Source organism: Microbacterium sp. AB, from assembly GCF_032878875.1.
GTDB lineage: Bacteria > Actinomycetota > Actinomycetes > Actinomycetales > Microbacteriaceae > Microbacterium > Microbacterium betulae.
The window spans coordinates 1,810,346-1,827,504 of the sequence record NZ_CP118157.1; the positions used below are offsets into that span (position 1 = coordinate 1,810,346).

At 71.1% G+C, this 17,159-nt stretch carries 20 protein-coding genes and 2 tRNA genes; 11 read left to right on the top strand and 11 right to left on the bottom strand.

The annotated features are described in order from the left end of the window. Position 1: 1 nt before the first annotated feature. Positions 2 to 499 carry a glutathione peroxidase gene (locus tag N8K70_RS08495; RefSeq protein ID WP_317141150.1) on the bottom strand — a complete coding sequence of 166 codons (498 nt, stop codon included), beginning with the start codon at positions 497 to 499 and terminating at the stop codon, positions 2 to 4. Between the two features lie 66 nt (positions 500 to 565). Here N8K70_RS08495 and dusB point away from each other — a divergent pair, with 66 nt between their 5' ends. The 5 genes from dusB to N8K70_RS08520 all read left to right on the top strand — a co-directional run bounded on the left by dusB (position 566) and on the right by N8K70_RS08520 (position 5,916). Then, complete coding sequence (gene dusB / locus N8K70_RS08500) at positions 566 to 1,720, top strand: tRNA dihydrouridine synthase DusB (RefSeq protein ID WP_317141151.1); 1,155 nt, start codon at positions 566 to 568, stop codon at positions 1,718 to 1,720. Beyond that, positions 1,713 to 3,086 carry a deoxyguanosinetriphosphate triphosphohydrolase gene (locus N8K70_RS08505; RefSeq protein WP_317141152.1) on the top strand — a complete coding sequence of 458 codons (1,374 nt, stop codon included), beginning with the start codon at positions 1,713 to 1,715 and terminating at the stop codon, positions 3,084 to 3,086. The genes dusB and N8K70_RS08505 overlap by 8 nt, the downstream gene beginning before the upstream one ends. Continuing rightward, positions 3,086 to 4,951: a DNA primase gene (gene dnaG, locus N8K70_RS08510; RefSeq protein ID WP_317141153.1), complete on the top strand. Its 1,866-nt coding sequence runs from the start codon at positions 3,086 to 3,088 to the stop codon at positions 4,949 to 4,951. The genes N8K70_RS08505 and dnaG overlap by 1 nt, the downstream gene beginning before the upstream one ends. Positions 4,952 to 4,972: 21 nt before the next feature. After that, positions 4,973 to 5,755 (top strand): ATP-binding cassette domain-containing protein, encoded by a 783-nt coding sequence (locus N8K70_RS08515; protein WP_317141154.1) that lies wholly within the window; start codon positions 4,973 to 4,975, stop codon positions 5,753 to 5,755. Positions 5,756 to 5,843: 88 nt separating this feature from the next. Beyond that, positions 5,844 to 5,916 (top strand) — tRNA-Asn (locus tag N8K70_RS08520). A 48-nt stretch (positions 5,917 to 5,964) separates the two neighbouring features. Here N8K70_RS08520 and N8K70_RS08525 read toward each other — a convergent pair. The 3 genes from N8K70_RS08525 to def all read right to left on the bottom strand — a co-directional run bounded on the left by N8K70_RS08525 (position 5,965) and on the right by def (position 7,540). Then, the gene (locus N8K70_RS08525) at positions 5,965 to 6,168 is read right to left on the bottom strand and encodes a hypothetical protein (protein WP_317141155.1); all 204 of its coding nucleotides are present in this window, start codon (positions 6,166 to 6,168) and stop codon (positions 5,965 to 5,967) included. A gap of 146 nt (positions 6,169 to 6,314) precedes the next feature. Next, complete coding sequence (locus N8K70_RS08530) at positions 6,315 to 6,839, bottom strand: septum formation family protein (protein ID WP_317141156.1); 525 nt, start codon at positions 6,837 to 6,839, stop codon at positions 6,315 to 6,317. Between the two features lie 134 nt (positions 6,840 to 6,973). Further along, complete coding sequence (gene def / locus N8K70_RS08535; protein ID WP_317141157.1) at positions 6,974 to 7,540, bottom strand: peptide deformylase; 567 nt, start codon at positions 7,538 to 7,540, stop codon at positions 6,974 to 6,976. 42 nt (positions 7,541 to 7,582) lie between these two features. On the opposite strand from def, the gene N8K70_RS08540 reads away from it, so the two are divergent. Then, positions 7,583 to 8,722 (top strand): DMT family transporter, encoded by a 1,140-nt coding sequence (locus N8K70_RS08540; protein WP_394357822.1) that lies wholly within the window; start codon positions 7,583 to 7,585, stop codon positions 8,720 to 8,722. 30 nt (positions 8,723 to 8,752) lie between these two features. Next, positions 8,753 to 8,826, top strand: a tRNA-Ile gene (locus tag N8K70_RS08545). 20 nt (positions 8,827 to 8,846) lie between these two features. On the opposite strand, the gene N8K70_RS08550 is transcribed toward N8K70_RS08545, so the two are convergent. Then, the gene (locus N8K70_RS08550; protein ID WP_317137929.1) at positions 8,847 to 9,809 is read right to left on the bottom strand and encodes a nuclease-related domain-containing protein; all 963 of its coding nucleotides are present in this window, start codon (positions 9,807 to 9,809) and stop codon (positions 8,847 to 8,849) included. A gap of 111 nt (positions 9,810 to 9,920) precedes the next feature. Here N8K70_RS08550 and N8K70_RS08555 point away from each other — a divergent pair, with 111 nt between their 5' ends. The 3 genes from N8K70_RS08555 (at position 9,921) to N8K70_RS08565 (ending at position 11,796) form a co-directional block, all read left to right on the top strand. Next, the gene (locus N8K70_RS08555; RefSeq protein ID WP_317137930.1) at positions 9,921 to 10,382 is read left to right on the top strand and encodes a low molecular weight protein-tyrosine-phosphatase; all 462 of its coding nucleotides are present in this window, start codon (positions 9,921 to 9,923) and stop codon (positions 10,380 to 10,382) included. A gap of 89 nt (positions 10,383 to 10,471) precedes the next feature. Continuing rightward, a complete protein-coding gene (gene sigK, locus N8K70_RS08560; RefSeq protein ID WP_317137931.1) occupies positions 10,472 to 11,062 on the top strand; it encodes an ECF RNA polymerase sigma factor SigK in 591 nt (196 codons plus the stop codon). Beyond that, a complete protein-coding gene (locus tag N8K70_RS08565) occupies positions 11,059 to 11,796 on the top strand; it encodes an anti-sigma factor (RefSeq protein ID WP_317137932.1) in 738 nt (245 codons plus the stop codon). Before sigK ends, N8K70_RS08565 begins: the two co-directional genes overlap by 4 nt. A 12-nt stretch (positions 11,797 to 11,808) precedes the next feature. Here N8K70_RS08565 and N8K70_RS08570 read toward each other — a convergent pair whose 3' ends face one another. Continuing rightward, complete coding sequence (locus tag N8K70_RS08570; RefSeq protein WP_317137933.1) at positions 11,809 to 12,282, bottom strand: hypothetical protein; 474 nt, start codon at positions 12,280 to 12,282, stop codon at positions 11,809 to 11,811. Continuing rightward, entirely contained in the window at positions 12,282 to 12,698 is a 417-nt protein-coding gene (locus tag N8K70_RS08575; protein WP_317137934.1) for a DUF4383 domain-containing protein, read from the bottom strand. Before N8K70_RS08575 ends, N8K70_RS08570 begins: the two co-directional genes overlap by 1 nt. A 223-nt stretch (positions 12,699 to 12,921) precedes the next feature. On the opposite strand from N8K70_RS08575, the gene N8K70_RS08580 reads away from it, so the two are divergent. Continuing rightward, positions 12,922 to 13,425: a DUF3145 domain-containing protein gene (locus N8K70_RS08580; protein ID WP_317137935.1), complete on the top strand. Its 504-nt coding sequence runs from the start codon at positions 12,922 to 12,924 to the stop codon at positions 13,423 to 13,425. A 66-nt stretch (positions 13,426 to 13,491) separates the two neighbouring features. Here the strand turns inward: N8K70_RS08580 and N8K70_RS08585 are convergent, their stop codons facing one another. From N8K70_RS08585 to N8K70_RS08600, 4 genes are all read right to left on the bottom strand, one after another. Then, positions 13,492 to 14,733, bottom strand: a complete 1,242-nt coding sequence (locus N8K70_RS08585) for a beta-ketoacyl-[acyl-carrier-protein] synthase family protein (RefSeq protein WP_317137936.1) — start codon at positions 14,731 to 14,733, stop codon at positions 13,492 to 13,494. A gap of 85 nt (positions 14,734 to 14,818) precedes the next feature. Further along, positions 14,819 to 15,064: an acyl carrier protein gene (locus N8K70_RS08590; protein WP_317137937.1), complete on the bottom strand. Its 246-nt coding sequence runs from the start codon at positions 15,062 to 15,064 to the stop codon at positions 14,819 to 14,821. 91 nt (positions 15,065 to 15,155) lie between these two features. Beyond that, a complete protein-coding gene (locus N8K70_RS08595; RefSeq protein WP_317137938.1) occupies positions 15,156 to 16,157 on the bottom strand; it encodes a beta-ketoacyl-ACP synthase III in 1,002 nt (333 codons plus the stop codon). A gap of 17 nt (positions 16,158 to 16,174) precedes the next feature. Then, positions 16,175 to 17,083, bottom strand: coding sequence for an ACP S-malonyltransferase (locus N8K70_RS08600; RefSeq protein ID WP_317137939.1), 909 nt, complete (start codon positions 17,081 to 17,083; stop codon positions 16,175 to 16,177). Between the last annotated feature and the right edge of the window lie 76 nt (positions 17,084 to 17,159).

The following is a 17,159-nucleotide window of genomic DNA, read 5'->3' on the forward strand; positions in this document are numbered from 1 at the left end:
GTCAGCGGGGGAGCGCCGCCTCGATGGCCTCGACGATCTCCGGCGCGTCGGGCTTCACGGGCGGACGGAACCGCTTGACCTCGCCCGAGGGCAGAACGAGGAACTTCTCGAAGTTCCAGGCGACGGGCCCCGACAGGCCGACGCCGTCCTTCGTCTTCTTCAGCGCCTTGTACAGGGGCGCGGCGTGCGATCCGTTGACGTTGACCTTGTCGCCCAGCGGGAAGCTCACGCCCCATGTCGTCGCGCAGTAGTCGAGGATCTCCTCGATCGACCCGGGCTCCTGGCCGAGGAACTGGTTGCAGGGGAAGCCGAGGACGGTGAACCCGCGTTCGCCGTAGGTCCGCTGCAGCTCCTCGAGCTGCTCGTACTGGACGGTCAGGCCGCACTTGGAGGCGACGTTGACGACGAGGACGACGTCGTCGCGGTAATCGGCGAGGGTCTTCTCGACGCCGTGCGCGTCGGCGAAGGGGATACTGCGGATGTCTGGGGCGGCGGTCATGGCCTCAGCTTAAGACGCCTGTGGAGAGTGGGCTCCTTGTCCGGTTCGTTCTGGGAGAATCGAAGGGTGACCACCCTCCTGAAGACCGCGCGCACGCTGCGGATCGGCGCGCTCGACATCGGCGTGCCCGTTGTCCTCGCGCCCATGGCGGGGATCACCAACACGGCCTTCCGCCGCCTGTGCCGCGAGTACGGCGGCGGACTGTACGTGAGCGAGATGATCACCTCGCGCGCCCTCGTCGAGCGCAACGAGGCCACGATGCGCCTCATCCGCCACCACGAGTCCGAGCGTCCCAGGTCGATCCAGCTCTACGGCGTCGAGCCGAAGACGATCGCCGCAGCCGTGCGGATCATCGCCGAGGAGGACAGGGCGGACCACGTCGACCTCAACTTCGGCTGCCCCGTGCCGAAGGTCACGCGCAAGGGCGGCGGATCCGCTCTCCCGTGGAAGCTCGGCCTGTTCCGCGACATCGTCGAGCAGGCGGTCGAGGCCGCCGGCGGCATCCCGCTGACGGTGAAGATGCGCAAGGGCATCGACGCCGACCACCTGACGTACCTCGACGCGGGCCGGATCGCGGAGGATGCGGGTGCGGCCGCCGTGGCGCTCCACGCGCGCACCGCTTCCGAGTTCTACTCCGGTACGGCCGACTGGTCGGCCATCGCGAAGCTCAAGCAGACGGTGACGAGCATCCCCGTGCTCGGCAACGGCGACATCTGGTCGGCGGACGACGCCGTGCGGATGATGGACGAGACGGGATGCGACGGGGTCGTCGTCGGACGCGGCTGCCTCGGCCGCCCCTGGCTGTTCGGCGACCTCGCCGACGCGTTCGGCGCGCCGGGTGTGAAGGTCGACGCCACCCTCGGTTTCGTCGCACGCGCGTTCCGGCGTCACGCCGAGCTGCTCGTGGAGTTCTTCGACGACGAGGGGCGCGGATGCCGCGACATCCGCAAGCACGTCGCCTGGTACTTCAAGGGATATCCGGTGGGCGGGGATCTCCGCGCGAGCCTCGCGACGGCGTCGAGCCTCGCGGAGATCGACGATCTGCTGGCACGCCTCGACCACGACGCGCCGTACCCGGGCGAGGCGGCCGAGGGCCAGCGCGGCCGCGCGGGGACGCCGAAGCGCCCCGTGCTGCCACAGGGGTGGCTCGACTCGCGCGAGCTGGCCGAGGACGCGGGTTGCGAGCTGCGAGAAGCAGAGCTGGACACGAGCGGTGGCTGAGCTCGTCGACGCCGCCACCCGGCCGCGCGGCTACACCGGGATCGACGCCGAGCGCTTCCGCCCGGAGACCCATCGCTCGCGTCGCGGCGACTTCGCCCGCGACCGCGCGCGCGTGCTGCACTCGGCCGCCCTCCGTCAGCTCGCCGCGAAGACGCAGGTGCTGAGCCCCGCGAGTCCCGCGGACTTCGCGCGCAACCGGCTCACGCACTCCCTCGAGGTCGCGCAGGTCGGGCGCGAGATCGGGACGGCCCTCGGTCTCGCCGAGGACGTCGTCGACGCCGCCTGCCTGAGCCACGACCTCGGCCATCCGCCCTTCGGCCACAACGGCGAGAAGGCGCTCAACGAGTGGGCGTCGGGCATCGGCGGCTTCGAGGGCAACGCCCAGAGCCTGCGCATCCTCACCCGCCTCGAGTCGAAGGTGCTCGACGACGGCCGATCGTACGGGCTCAACCTGACGCGCGCGACGCTGGACGCCGCGTGCAAGTACCCCTGGACGGTGGCCGATCCCGTCGCCGACCCGGGAGGACGCCTGAAGTTCGGCGTGTACCCCGAGGACGAGGACGTCTTCCGCTGGATGCGCGAGGGCGCCCCGGGCAAGGACCGCTGCATCGAGGCGGAGGTGATGGACCTCTCCGACGACATCGCGTACTCGGTGCACGACTTCGAGGACGCCGTCGTCAACGGCTACCTCGATCTGACGCGCGTGAGCGATCCGATCGAGCATCATCCGCTCATCGGTCAGATCCAGCAGTGGGTCGGCTACGACTATCCGCGCGAGGAGCTGGCCGACGCCCTGTACCGCCTCACGCGCATCCCGATGTGGATGCGGACGTTCGACCGCTCGCGCCGCGATCTCGCGCGGCTGAAGAACCTCACGAGCGACCTCATCGGGCGGTTCGCCAGCGCGTCGGTCGAGGCGACGCGCGCGGCGTATCCCACGACCTCCCTGACGCGCTACGGCGGGCACGTCGTGGTGCCCCGCGACGTCGACACGGAGATCGCGGTGCTGAAGGGCCTCATGGGGTCCACCATCGTCACGATCGACGAGCGCAAGCACGTCTACGCGGAGCAGCGCCGTGTCCTGGCCCGCATCGCGGACGCCCTCGTGTCGACGGACGCCCTCTGGTCGACCGGGGGCGACGCGCTCGAGCCGGCCTTCGCGGCCGACTTCCTCGCCGCCGAGAGCGACGCGGCGCGCACGCGGGTCGTCGTCGACCAGGTCGCGTCCCTCACGGATCAGACGGCGGTCGCGTGGCACAGTCGTCTCATCGGCGAGGTCGATCCGGCCGACGTGGGGATCTGGGCGCCGCGCAACGCGCGCCGCACCCCCGGCGCGAAGGCCTCCCGGGCGTCCAGGGTGGCCTGATGCCGCGCATCCTCCAGGCCGACGTCGACGAGGTGAAGGCCCGCACGAACATCGCCGACGTCATCGGAGAGCGCGTCTCGCTCAAGTCGGCCGGCGTGGGCTCGCTCAAGGGGCTGTGCCCGTTCCACGACGAGAAGAGCCCGAGCTTCCACGTGCGTCCGCAGGTCGGCTTCTACCACTGCTTCGGCTGCGGGGAGTCGGGCGACGTCTACACCTTCCTGCGGGAGATCGATCACGTCTCGTTCACGGAGGCCGTCGAACGGCTCGCGGGACGCATCGGCCTCACGCTCCACTACGAGGACGGCGGGCCGGCCCCGGAGACGAGCGGTCGCACCCGTCTCTTCGCCGCCAACTCCGCCGCGGCGGAGTTCTTCCGCTCGCAGCTGACGTCCGCGGAGGCGGAGGCCGCCCGGCGCTTCCTCGGGGAACGCGGCTTCGACGCCGGCGCCGCGTCGCACTTCGGCGTCGGATACGCGCCGAAGGGCTGGGACGCGATGCTGAAGGCGCTCACCGCGCAGGGGTTCACGCGCGAGGAGCTCGTGGGGGCGGGCCTGGTGTCCGCCAACCAGCGGGGCGGCGTCTACGACCGCTTCCGGGGGCGCGTCGTCTGGCCCATCCGCGACGTCACCGGTCAGACGATCGGGTTCGGGGCGCGCAAGCTGTACGACGACGATCAGGGTCCGAAGTACCTGAACACCCCCGAGACGCTGATCTACAAGAAGTCGCAGGTGCTGTACGGCCTCGACCTCGCCAAGCGCGACATCGCCCGGGGCGATCCGCGCCGCGTCGTCGTCGTCGAGGGGTACACCGACGTCATGGCCTGCCATCTCGCCGGGGTGACCACGGCCATCGCGACGTGCGGCACCGCTTTCGGCGCAGAGCACGTCACGGTGCTCCGGCGCGTGATGGGCGACTCGTCCGCGTCGGGCGAGGTCGTGTTCACGTTCGACGGCGATGCGGCAGGACAGAAGGCGGCCATCCGCGCCTTCACCGACGCCAAGAGCTTCAACGCGCAGACGTTCGTCGCCGTGGCGCCCGACGGGCTCGACCCGTGCGACCTCCGCCTGCAGCGCGGAGACGGCGCCGTCCGCACGCTCGTCGACCACAAGGTGCCGATGTTCGAGTTCGTCATCGACCGGGCGATCGCGCGCTTCGACCTCGGCACCGTCGAAGGGCGCGTCGGCGCGCTCCGCTCGGCGGCTCCGATCGTCGGCGAGATCCGCGATCGGCTGATCCGTCCGGGGTACGAGCGCGTCCTCGCGCGCCGGCTCGGGATGGACCCGACCGAGGTGCGCGGCGAGGTCGAGCGCGCCTCGCGCCAGAGCGCGGGGGAGCAGCGGCGTGCCGAGGCGCAGCAGCCTCGTCCGACGGGCCAGCCCGCTGCCCTGCCGACCGTTCGCGTGAGCCTGGCGTCGCTGCCGCGCGGCACGGACACGGCCATCGAACGCGACGTCCTCACGGGCATCCTCCAGTACGGACACCGGGTCGAGCCGACCCTGCTGCACCGTGCGCTCTCGCTGCCGTTCCGCACGCCGCCGCTGGAGGCGGTCCGCGCGGCCGTCGAGGCGGTCGACCGCACGAAGATCGGATGGTCGGTGACCGCTGTCGAGGCGGTGCGCGAGCCCTACCGCTCGCTCGCGGCCGAGCTCATCACGCGCGACTTCCCGGCGCGCGACGAGGAGCATGCGGCGCTGTCGGTGAACGACCTCTGCCGGAGGATCGTCCTGCGAGCCCTCGACGCCGAGAAGAACGAGCTGCTGGGCGCCGTGCAGCGCGTCGCTCCGGACTCGGAGGAGGGGCGCACCGTGCGGGTGCGCCTGCGCGACATCGACGCCGACCGGCGCCAGCTGCTCGACGAAGGCTGAGCGACCAGGCAGGATGGGAGCATGCGCGTGCCCGACGACACCGAGAACGCCATCCGCTGCGTCGACCTGAGCGTCTCGCGGTCTGGGAGGGGCCAGGCGATCCGCGCCGTCGACGGCGTCACGACGACGCTGGAGGCGGGGGAGACGCTGTGCGTCGCGGGCCCCACGGGCTCGGGGAAGTCGAGCCTGGCCGCGGCTCTCGCGGGAGCGCGCGATCGCACGCTGTCCGTGTCGGGCGGGGACGCCTTCGTCACGGGCATCTCGGTGCGTCATCCCGGCCGTGCGCACCGTGTCCTGACGTATCGGACCGGCTACCTGCCGCAGGGCGGGGGTGCGACGCTGCCGTCGCGCCTCACCGTGTCGGAGGTCATCTCCGAGCCGATCACGGCGCGCGACCGTCGTGTCAACCAGCGCGCTCTCTCCGTGCGGGTCGCGGCGCTGCTCGACGAGATGCACCTGCCGCTCGGCGCCGCCGCGAAGTTCCCGTACGAGCTGAGCGCCGGCATGCGTCAGCGCGTCGCGTTCGCCCGGGCGCTCATCCTCGACCCGCGTGTGCTCGTCGCGGACGAGCCGCTCGCGAACATCGACCTCGAAGTGCGCCACGTGATCTTCGACGCGATCATCCGTCGCCAGCAGGAGTGGGGGATGGCGGCGTTCCTCGTGACCAATGACGCGGACCTTGCTCGCGAGCTGGACGCCGACCGCCTCATCCTGCGCGCCGGGCACGTGGTCGCGGCGGGCGATGCGGAGGTGCTCCGGTGGACGCCGGGCATGAAGAGCACGGAGACACTGCTCGTCACGTGACGACACGCCCGTGCGCGCGGAGCGGTTTCTGCGCAGGCGGCAGCGTTTGCTAAGCTGTCCGAGTTGCCCCGAAGTGGGTGGCGAGTGATCCTCGGTAGCTCAATTGGCAGAGCAGCCGGCTGTTAACCGGCAGGTTCTTGGTTCGAGTCCAAGCCGGGGAGCGACAGGCCCTCACCCTTCGGGGTGGGGGCCTTTTCGTCGAGGCTCGGCTACTTGTTCCGTGCGTCCAGCGCCACGCCGAGGGCGATCCCGACGGAGATCCCGAGGCCCATCCCGAGCGCGAGGTTGTCGAGGAACAGCAGGCCGGCGAGCATCCCGAACGGGATGCCCAACGCGATGCCGAGCGCGAGCCCCTGTCCGCTGCTCTGCTTCTCGTCCTTCTCCTCGTCGGGGTCCTGCTCCGGCGTGCTCATGGACAGCACGATAGGCGCTCGTCCGCGCCGGCGCGTCCGCCGCACGGGGGATTCCCTACTTCCGTCGCGTCGGCGCGGCGCTCCTTCCCCGGAGACGCCGGAGGGCCCCGCTTCGGCGGGGCCCTCCGGATGTCAGCGCCGGGGCCTCAGAGGCCGGAGTCCTTCAGCGAGCCGGTCTGCTGCTCGTCGGGCACGTAGGCGATGCAGGAGATGAGACGGTCGTTGAGCGTGGAGTCGGTCCAGGTGTCCTCGGTGGGGAGGAAGAACTGCACCCACACCTCCGAGCTGTCGTACGGCGTGCCGATGTACGCCTCGAACGCGTCGGAGGCGGTGCACCCCTCCTCGGCCGCGGTCGACACGGCGGTGTCGCCGGGCCACTCGCCGTCGTCGAGAGCGAACTCGTAGTAGACCTCGCCGTCGTGGGGCTCGTCGCAGGGAACGACCTCGACGTCGACGACCTCGCCCTCCGCCGGGCTTCCGATGCAGTCCCCGACGGACACCTCGAAGACGTCGACCGTGCCGCCCTCGGTGACCTCGTTCGTGTCCTCGTCGCGCGTGGCGCTGTCGCCGTTGAGGAGGTTGGCGATGCTCGAGCAGCCGCCCAGCGTCAATGCCAGGGCGACTGCCGCGCCGGCGACGAGGACGCGGCGGGTCGGGAACGTGCGAATCATGCGTTTTCTCTCCTGTGTCAGAGGGCAGCACGCCACGGGCCGGCGCTCATACCCCTGAGAGAACGCTACGCGCTGGCTGTGCATCAGCGCAAAGCCTCATGCGGCCGAATGCGGACCTCGCGTTCGTGCGCGGGTCACGCGTCGAGATCGTCGATCCCCGGCGTCCAGCTGACGCCCGGTCGTCCCCATCCGCGCTTCTTGGAGATCTTCTGCGCCGTCTTCCAGTCGCTGTCGGAGAGACGGTCCACGTAGATGATGCCGTCGAGGTGGTCGAACTCGTGCTGCATGATGCGCGCGCGCCATCCGTCGACCTCGATCCGGACCGGCGTGCCTCTCACATCCGTGCCCGTGACGATCACACGGTCCGAACGGCGGAGCGGGAAGCGTTCGCCCGGGAAGGAGAGACAGCCCTCGGACTCGGCGTCCTCGTCCGGGTCGCCCGGCGTCGTCGGCACCATCCACAGCGCGGGATTGACGATCTCGCCGCGCCACGGTCGCCCCTCGTCGTCCTCGTAGGAGTACGTGTAGAGACGCAGGCCGACGCCGACCTGGGGAGCGGCGAGCCCGACGCCGGGAGCGGCATCCATCGTCTCGTACATGTCCTGCACGAGCGTGCGGATCTCGTCGGTGATCTCATCCACGGGAGAAGCGGGAGCGTGGAGGACGGGGTCGCCCCAGATGCGAATCGGCAGAACGGCCATTCCTTCAGGGTAGTCGGCCGCACCTGGCGCTAGTCTCAGGAGGTGACCTGGGCGAGTGCGGCGACGAGTCTCGCGGCGGCGGATGTCGGAGAGCAGCTCGTCGGGGCGTTCCAGAACCCCGCGTTGCTGCTCGGCATCCCGCTGGCGGTCGCCGGCGCCGTCTTCATGTCTCTGGGGGCGCAGTATCAGAGCCGTGGCGTCAAGAAGGTCGAGCACCTCGCGGGGGAGACCGGGGAGACGGGGCTCGGAACCATCCACCTCCTGCGTCTCTTGACGAGGCCGTCCTGGATCGCCGGCACGCTCCTGCTCGGCATCGCCGTCGCCTGCCAACTGAGCGCGCTCGCGGTCGCCCCGCTCATCGTCGTCCAGCCGCTCGGGGCGATCTCCCTCGTGATCACGACGCTCCTCAACGCCCATATCACCGGGCACACCCCCACGCGGAGCTCGCTCACGGCGATCGGCCTGTGCGTCGGGGGGATCCTCGTGTTCGTGGTCGTCGCGGCGCTCTTCGCGACCGAGCGCCCGATCACGGACTACGAGCTGCTCGTGGTGCTCGCGATCCTCCTCGTCGTGATCATCCTGCTCGGCGGCGCATGGGTCCTGCTCCGGCGCCGGATCGGGGCGCTCTTCTACATCACGGCGGCAGGGGTGCTCTACGGCTTCGTCGCGACGCTCGCCAAGGTGACCATCAAGCGCATCCAGGCGGGGGAGTTCGACTGGACGGTGGTGCTCTGCCTCGTCGCCCTCGTCGCCGCGGCCGCGGCCGGCGCCTACTTCGTGCAGACGGCGTACGCGTCCGGTCCGCCCGACCTCGTCATCGCGGGCCTGACGGTGATCGACCCCATCGTCGCCGTCCTGATCGGCGCGATCGTGCTGGGGGAGGCCGCGAACGCCCCTGCGTGGGCCCTCGTCGTCTTCGTCGTCGTGGGCGCCGTCGCCGCGCTCGGCGTGTTCCTCCTCGCCAGGCATCATCCGCAGGTCGTCAGCGAGAGCCAGGAGATCGCCCTCAAGCGCGGCTCCGGAGGGGCGGCCGGTCGGAGCGCCGCGACGACGGACGACATCGTGACGCGCCCCACGACGTCTCCGCTCGACGACCTCCGCGCCGCGCGCGACCCGGACGACCTCCTGTCACGTCGCCAGAGCCCGCCGGACGCCGAGAGCGGGGCTTCTCCTCCGCGATAGCCTCTCCTCCGCGATAGGCTCGTCGCGTACGGGGCGGTGGCCAAGCTGGTTAAGGCAGTGGGCTCATAACCCAACGATCGCGGGTTCAAGTCCCGCCCGCCCTACGTCCGCCGAGCGGCGATCCCTATGCGCCCCGTCGTCCGTGCTGATCGTAGACGCCGAAGCGATCCACCTGCGGGCCGAGGGAGCCGAGCACGTCGACGAGCCCCGTCAGCTGGGTCGAGGTCAGGGCGGGCTTGGAGCGCATCTCGAAGCCCTTGATGACGCGCTTGAGGCCTTCGATGTCCTTGACGACGTGTGTGGGAGCACCACCCTGGCTCACGTCCTGCGGACGCGCGTGCACCTCGGCGTCGGGATGCGAGTAGAGGACGCACGTCTCGAGCCAGAACGAGTCGCCGGTCGTCGTCCTGATGTGCTGCGAGAGCCGCCCGGCCTGCCGGCGGACCTGGAAGGCTGGCGCATCCGGCCCGTCGTACCTCTGGACGTTCCAGCTGGACGAGCCCTTCGACGCGCGGTTCACGTGGAAGGCGAAGGACTCGGGCAGGTCCGACTCGTCGATGAGGTACCGGAGACCCGGCTGGGCCTCGCTCGGCCTGATGCCGTCGAAGACGAGCCCCTTCCAGCGCTTGCTCTCGATCACGATCAGCGCGGACTCGAGGAGCAGGAGGTGGTCGATCTGCGCCACGAACCGCCGCTCGCGCCGAGTGTCCTCGGGCAGGAAGACCAGGTTCGTGAGGAGAGCCCCGTCGACGCCGAGCTCGGCGCAGGCGTCGACGATCATGCTGTGCGAGGCGGCCTCGTGCTTCATGCCCCGGGCGATGAAGCTGCGGGTCTGCTCGATCGTCTCCTCGGCCTCGGCGCGCTGCTGCGTCACCTGCTCGAGCTCCTGCGCGTGCCCGCGCCGGAGCGCGGCGATGTCGTCCTCGTGCGCGCGCACGAGCTCCGACACGCGGCTCTCGTGGGAGGCCGTCTGCGACTGCGCCCGCTGCTTCGCGGCACGGCTGCGTCGACGGAGCACGATGAGCGTCGCGATGAGCGCGAGGGCGAGGATCGCGGAGACCACCCAGGGCAAGTACTCGTTCGGCACGTCGTCAGCACATCATGAAAGCCGGCGTCTCGCACCTGCGCCACGCTGATCGCGCGCATGTGAGACTCGAAGCGGGCGCACACCCCGCCGGAGTCGAGAGAGAGGACCCCCATGATCCGTCGGATCGTCGTCGTCTGCACCGGCAACATCTGCCGTTCTCCGATGGGGGAGGTCGTGCTGCGGGACCGTCTCGAGGCCGCCGGGCTGGGCGTCGACGTGCGATCGGCGGGCGTGAGCGCCGAGGAGGCCGGCAATCCGATCGACGCGCGCGCCGCGTCCGTCCTGGCCGAGCACGGTTATGCCGTGCCGCGTCATCAGGCCCGCGCCGTGAGCCGCGACGACCTCTCGGCGGATCTCCTCCTCGCGATGACGGATCATCATCGGCGAGCGCTTCTGCGGCAGGGCGCCGACCCCGCGCGCACGCGGCTGTGGACGGAGTTCGTCCCGGACGCCGGGGAGAGGGACGTCGCCGATCCCTGGTACGGCGGACGAGCGGACTTCGAGGAGACGCTCGACCTCATCGAGGCCGGCGCCCCGGCGGTCGTCGAGGCCGTGCGCGCGTCGGCGGATTGACGGCGGAGTGCGGAGCGTCACCGCATCCGAGAGCGCGGCGAACCGTCGATCCGGCGCCGGATCGGCGACGTTTGCGGCATGCTGGACGGATGGTGATCGACGGAGCGGAGGTGGACGAGCACGCCGACGACCCCGTGGACCATGTCGCCGCGCTGCTGGAGCGCGTCGCCGACGGCGATCAGTCCGCCTTCGCGGATCTGTACGACATGCTCTCCGGACGCGTTTTCGGCCTCGTGCTGCGGGTCCTCGTGGACCGCGCGCAGAGCGAGGAGGTGCTGCAGGAGATCTTCCTGGAGATCTGGCAATCCGCTTCGCGGTTCTCTCCGAACAGAGGACAGGGGAGGGGCTGGATCCTCACGATCGCGCATCGCCGGGCGGTGGACCGTGTGCGGTCCGCTCAGGCGAGCACCGACCGTGACATCCGGATCGGTCTCCGCGACCTCGGGGTGCCGTTCGACGGCGTCGCCGAGAACGTGGAGCTCCGAGTCGAAGGGGACCGCGTGATGGAAGCGCTCCGTCTCCTCCCCGACGCCCAACGCGAGGCGCTGACCCTCGCGTACTACGGCGGATACAGCCAGCGAGAGGTCGCGGCGCTCACGGGAGCGCCGCTGGGAACGGTCAAGACGAGGATGCGCGACGGGCTGTCGCGCCTGAGGACGGAGATGGGGGTGCTCGCGTGAACGACGACGACGAGATCGGCGACCTGCTCGCCGGCCGTGCGCTCCACGCGTTGAGCCCCGACGAGGAGCGGGCGCTCGAGTCCGCCCTGGTCGGAGACCCCGACGCGCGTCGGGGCGCCGACCGCGACGCGGAGACGGCCGCGTGGCTCGCAGAAGCCGTGCCCGAGGTCGCCCCTCCCGCGCACGTCCGCGAGGAGCTCCTCGCCCGCATCGCCGGAGAGGAGCAGCGGACGGCCGCGGAGCACGGCGCAGCGTCGCCCACCGCTCGTCGGCGCGCGAAGAGACCTCGGCGCGCCCGGTTCGTGCTCGCGGCCTCGATCGCGCTCCTCCTCACGATCGGGATCGGGGCGGCGACGATCTCGCAGTTCCTCGACCGTCCGGAGGCCGTCGTGGCCCTCGAACGCATCGAGAGCGCGGACGACGCCAGGGTCGTCGACGCGGCCGTTCCCGGGGGCGGCACGGTCGCCCTCCACTGGGCTCCGTCGAGCGGCGAGGCGGTCGTCGTCGCCGACGGAATCCCCGAGCTCACGGACGGGCAGCAGTACGAGCTCTGGAACGTGCGCGGGGAGACGCCGGTCTCCGCGGGGGTGTTCGACGGCGGGACGACGGATCCGACGCTTCTGGCGGGCGAGGTCGCCCCCGGCGACGTCGTCGCCGTGACGATCGAGCAGGCCGGCGGCTCTCCGACCGGCGCTCCGACGACGGAGCCGATCGTCGCCCTGCCTGCGGAGTAGCGGACCGTCCGGTCAGTGCCGGTGCCCGCCCGGATCCTCGCCGTGGGGAACGGCGGACGAGCCCGGCTCCGTGAACGCCAGCGCCGGCGTCGTGAGCGCAGCCACCGCGAGCGCCCCGGCCACGAGCGCGAAGACGGTTCGCCCGGGCCGCTCGTGTCGGGCCGCGGACGGTCCTCGGCGCAGCGACGCCGCGGCGCACCCCGCGACGAGCAGATGCAGCACCGTGAGGGCGGCGAAGGGGACCGGGCCGAGCGTGCCCGCGAGGACCAGGACGAGGCCGACCGCCACGGCGCCGAGCGCGCACGCGAGCGTCGTCCGCGGTGCGGGCAGACGCACCGCGCGCAGCGCGATCACGCCCCACCCGAACGTCGCGACCGCCCACAGGCACAGCGCCACGGCGGCCCAGGGCGGCGCACCGGCGGCCACCGCGAACAGGATGAGGCCCGCCCCCCACGAGGCGAGGGCGGGCCAGATCCGGAGGACCATCAGGCGACCGCGCCGCGGGTCCCCTGCGACTCCCGCTCGGCGCCGAGGCCGACACCCAGCAGCACGAGCGCGCTCGCGAGGTGCAGCACGTGGTCGGCCGTGTTCAGGGCGAGGATGTTGAGCGCGGTCCCCGCGAGGAAGAAGCCGACGACGCCGAGGGCGAGGTAGGCCGCGCCGACGGTGATGTTGGTGCCCTTCGCCGCGCGGGCGCCGACGAGTCCGGCGACGAGGAGCGCGCCGCCGATGAGCAGATGCGCGATGTTGTGCAGCGGGTTGACGGCGAAGATCCCGAGCAGCAGGCCGCCCTCGGTCGCGAAGAACGACACGCCTCCCGTGACCGCGAAGCCGAGCAGGCCGACGAGCACGTAGACGGCGCCGAAGACGATGCCGACGAGCCGATTGGGTGATGTACGCATGGTGCGCCTCCGTTCTGTCTCACGGTGTCTCCGTGTGCCGGTAGTTCGGCGCGCGCCGGGAAACGGATGGCGGCTTCCCGATCACCGGCGTGTCGTGCGAATCACAGGCTTGTCATTTCGACGCGCATCGGGTCATAATGCAAAGGAAAACCGAAAAAGCATCGCTGGACACGTCCGGTCAGGTTCGTAGGGGAAGACGCAACCTGACGAAACGGAGACGATCATGGCGACACCCCTTGCGCGCGGAGTGGTCTACATCCACTCAGCGCCACGAGCGCTGTGCCCCCACCTGGAGTGGGCGGTCGGGCGCTCCCTCGGCCGTGCCGTGAACTTCGAGTGGCAGGACCAGCCGGTCCTCCATGGCGCGCGCCGTGCGGAGTACTACTGGGAGGCTCCTGCGGGCACCGGCGCCGCCCTCGCGACCGCGATCCGTGGCTGGGAGCATCTGCGCTTCGAGGTCTCGGAGGATCCGACGCCGCGAAGCGACGGAGGCCGCTGGATGCACACGCCCGATCTCGGCATCCATTACGCCCAGGTGGACACGGCGGGCAACGTCGTGATCCCCGAGGACCGGGTCCGCTACGCCCTGGAGATCGCCGGCGCCGATCCCTTCGAGCTCCGTCGCGAGCTCGACATCGCCCTGGGCAGCGCCTGGGACGACGAGCTGGAGCCGTTCCGCACGGCGAGCGACGACGCTCCCGTGGTCTGGCTGCACAAGGTCGGCTGACCGCCCCGCATACGGCAGACGCCCCAGGAGAACACTCCTGGGGCGTCTTGCTGTCGGGGCGCGGGCTCAGCTCTCGTACGAGGCGAACGCGGCGACCGCGTTGTGGCCGCCGAAGCCGAACGAGTTGCAGATCGCCAGCTGCCGGCCCTCCGCGAGCGGCTGAGGCTCCGACGAGGCGCGCAGCGGGATCTCTGGATCCTGATCGACGAGGTTGATCGTCGGAGGCGCCACCCGGTCGCGCAGCGCGAGGATCGTGAAGATCGACTCGATGGCGCCCGTGCCGCCGAGGAGGTGGCCGGTCGACGCCTTGGTGGCCGAGACGGGGATCTCGTGCACACGCTCTCCGAAGACCGCCCTGAGCGCCGCGTACTCCGCCGGATCGCCGACGGGCGTCGACGTCGCGTGGGCGTTGATGTGCGTGACCTCGTCGGGCTCGGCGCCTGCCTGCGCGAGAGCGGCGCGGACGGCACGGGCCGCCCCCTGGCCGCTCGGGTCGTTGGCCGTGATGTGGTACGCGTCGGCCGTGACCCCCGTGCCGACGAGCTCGCCGTAGATCCGCGCGCCGCGCGCCGTCGCATGCTCCTCGGTCTCGAGGATGAGGACGGCCGCGCCCTCGCCCATGACGAAGCCGTCGCGGTCGACCGAGAACGGGCGGGACGCCGTCTCGGGCGAGTCGTTGCGCCTGGAGAGCGCCTGCATGGAGGAGAACGACGCGAGCGTGATCGGATGGATGGCCGACTCGGCGCCACCGGCGATGACGACGTCGGCGTTGCCCGCCTGCAGGTGCTCGTACGCGCTCGCGATCGACTCCACGCTCGACGCGCAGGCCGAGGCGACCGTGCGCGCGAACGCCCTCGCGCCGAAGTGCAGGGAGAGGTTGCCCGCCGCCGCGTTCGGCATGAGCATCGGGACCGTCATCGGCATCACGCGGCGTGGTCCCTTCTCGCGCAGGGTGTCCCAGGCGTCCAGCAGCGTCCAGACGCCGCCGATGCCCGTCGCGAAGTCGACGCCGAGGCGTTCGGGGTCGACCTGCGGCTCTCCGGCGTCCTTCCAGGCCTCCTGAGCGGCCACGAGGGCGAACTGGGCGGACTTGTCGAGACGCTTGGCGATCGGCCGGTCCAGCACGGTCTCCGGCCGGACGCTCGCCTCCGCGGCGAAGGTCACCGGCAGGTCGTAGGTCGCGACCCAGTCGTGGTCGAGCGATCGCGTGCCGGAGACGCCTGCCAGCAGGTTGCGCCAGTTCTCCTCGACGTCGCCGCCGATCGCGGAGGAGGCGCCGAGTCCTGTGACGACGATGCGCTTGGTCATGGCTTGGTTCCCCTGTGTTCCTCGGAAGGTCGTCCGGGTGCCACAACGCTCACGGCCCGGCCGTGCGATGTGGCACCTCGGAGACTCACTGGTTGGCGGTGATGAAGTCGACGGCGTCCTTCACCGTCTTCAGGTTCTTGACTTCCTCGTCGGGGATCGTCACGCCGAACTTCTCCTCGGCGTTGACGACGATCGTCATCATCGAGATCGAGTCGATGTCGAGGTCGTCGGTGAACGACTTCTCCAGGGCGACCTCCGATGCGTCGATGCCGGTCTCGTCGGTGATGAGCTCCGCCAGTCCGGTGAGCACCTCGTCGTTCGTGAATGCCATGGGTCTCTCTCTTTCGGGGTTGGTTGATCTGTATCCGGGTCGGGAACCGCCCATCAGTCTAGGACGGGACCGGCCCTGGCATGGGGAGGCGTCAGGGGAGGACGACGACCTGCGCCGCGAACACCAGTCCGGCGCCGAAGCCGATCTGGAGCGCGAGCCCGCCCGAGAGCTCGGGATTCTCCTCGAGCAGACGATGCGTCGCGAGCGGGATCGAGGCGGCCGAGGTGTTGCCCGTGTCGGCGATGTCGCGGGCGATCCTCACGCTCTCGGGCAGGTCCAGCTGCTTCGCGAACTCGTCGATGATGCGCATGTTGGCCTGATGGGGGATGAACGCGGCGAGGTCGGACGGCGCGACGCCGGCTGCCTCGAGCGTCTGCTTGGCCACCTTGGCCATCTCCCACACCGCCCAGCGGAAGACGGTCGGCCCCTCCTGCCGGAGCGTGGGCCACGGCGCCTCGCCGTCGCGGAACTGCGTGAGGGTCGCGTTCATCCGCACGGCCTCCGACTTCGAGCCGTCGGACCCCCAGAGCGTCTGCGACACTCCGGGAGTGTCGCTCGGGCCGAGGAGGGCGGCGCCGGCGCCGTCGCCGAGGAGGAAGGAGATCGACCGGTCGGTGGGGTCGACGATGTCGCTGAGCTTCTCGGTGCCGATCACGAGCGCGTGACGTGCGCCGCCCGACCGGATGAGCGCGTCGGCCTGGGCCACGCCGTAGCAGAACCCCGCGCACGCGGCGTTGATGTCGTAGGCGGCCGCCGTGCCGGCGCCGACGCGGTCGGCGACGATCGCCGACACGGACGGCGTCTGACGCGGGTTGCTGATCGTCGCGACGACGACGAGGTCGATCTCGGCCGGGTCGACGCCCGCGCGCTCGACGGCCTGCGCCGCGGCGGCGACGGCGAGGTCGACGGCTGTGGTCTCCTTGACGGCCCGCGTGCGGGTCACGATGCCCGTGCGCTGACGGATCCACTCGTCGCTCGAGTCGATCGGCCCGATGAGGTCGTCGTTCGGCACCGCGTTCTCGCCGCGCGCCGCTCCGTACGCGTAGATCCGCGAATGGGCGCTGCCGACCGCTTCGTTCAGCGTGGGGGTCATCCTGTCCTTCTCCTCACTCATGCGAGCAGCGCCGCTGCCGCGTCGAGATCGTCGGGCGTCTTCACGGCGACCGTCGGCACGCCCCTGAGCCCGCGCCTGGCGAGTCCCGCCAGGGCGCCGGCGGGGGCGAGCTCGACGAGCCCCGCGAGACCGGCGTCGGCGAACGACGCCATGCAGAGGTCCCACCGCACCGGATGGCTGACCTGGCGCACGACGAGCTCGAGCGCCCGGGTCCCGGTCTCGACCGTCGTGCCGTCGCTGTTCGTCCACAGCGTGACGGCGGGATCGCCCACCTCGCCGATGACGTCGACCGACGCCTGGAGCGGTGCGGCGGCCGCACCCATGTACGAGGTGTGGAAGGCGCCCGCGACCTGGAGCGGGACGACCCTGCTCCCGCGGGGGGCGTTCTCGGCGAGGGACGCGAGCGCGTCCTTCGGCCCCGCGGCGACGATCTGGCCTCCGCCGTTGAAGTTCGCCGGCTCCAGGCCCGCGTCCGAGATCGCCTGGAGGACCTGCTCCTCGACACCGCCCACGACGGCGCTCATCCCCGTGTCGACGAGCGCGGCGGCCTCGGCCATCGCGCGGCCGCGGTCGCCCACGAGCCGCATGCCGTCGGAGAAGGCGATCACGCCCGCCGCGACGAGCGCCCCGATCTCGCCCACGGAATGCCCCGCGACCCCGGCCGGAGCGCCCGCGCGTGAGAGAAGCGCCTCATAGGACACGAGGCTCGCGGCGACGATGAGCGGCTGGGCGACACGCGTGTCGCGGATGCGGTCGGCATCCCACTCGGTGCCGGCGGCGATGAGGTCGACCCCGGCGGCGTCGGATGCCGCCTCCAGGCGCTCGCGCGCGCCGTCGAGTTCGAGCCAGGGGCTGAGGAACCCGGGGGTCTGGGAGCCCTGACCGGGGAAGGCGGCGACGATCACCTGACCATCATGCCAACCGGACGCACTCTTCGCTGGCGAGACCGTCACAACAATCAAGCGATCCGTTGTGCGTGGC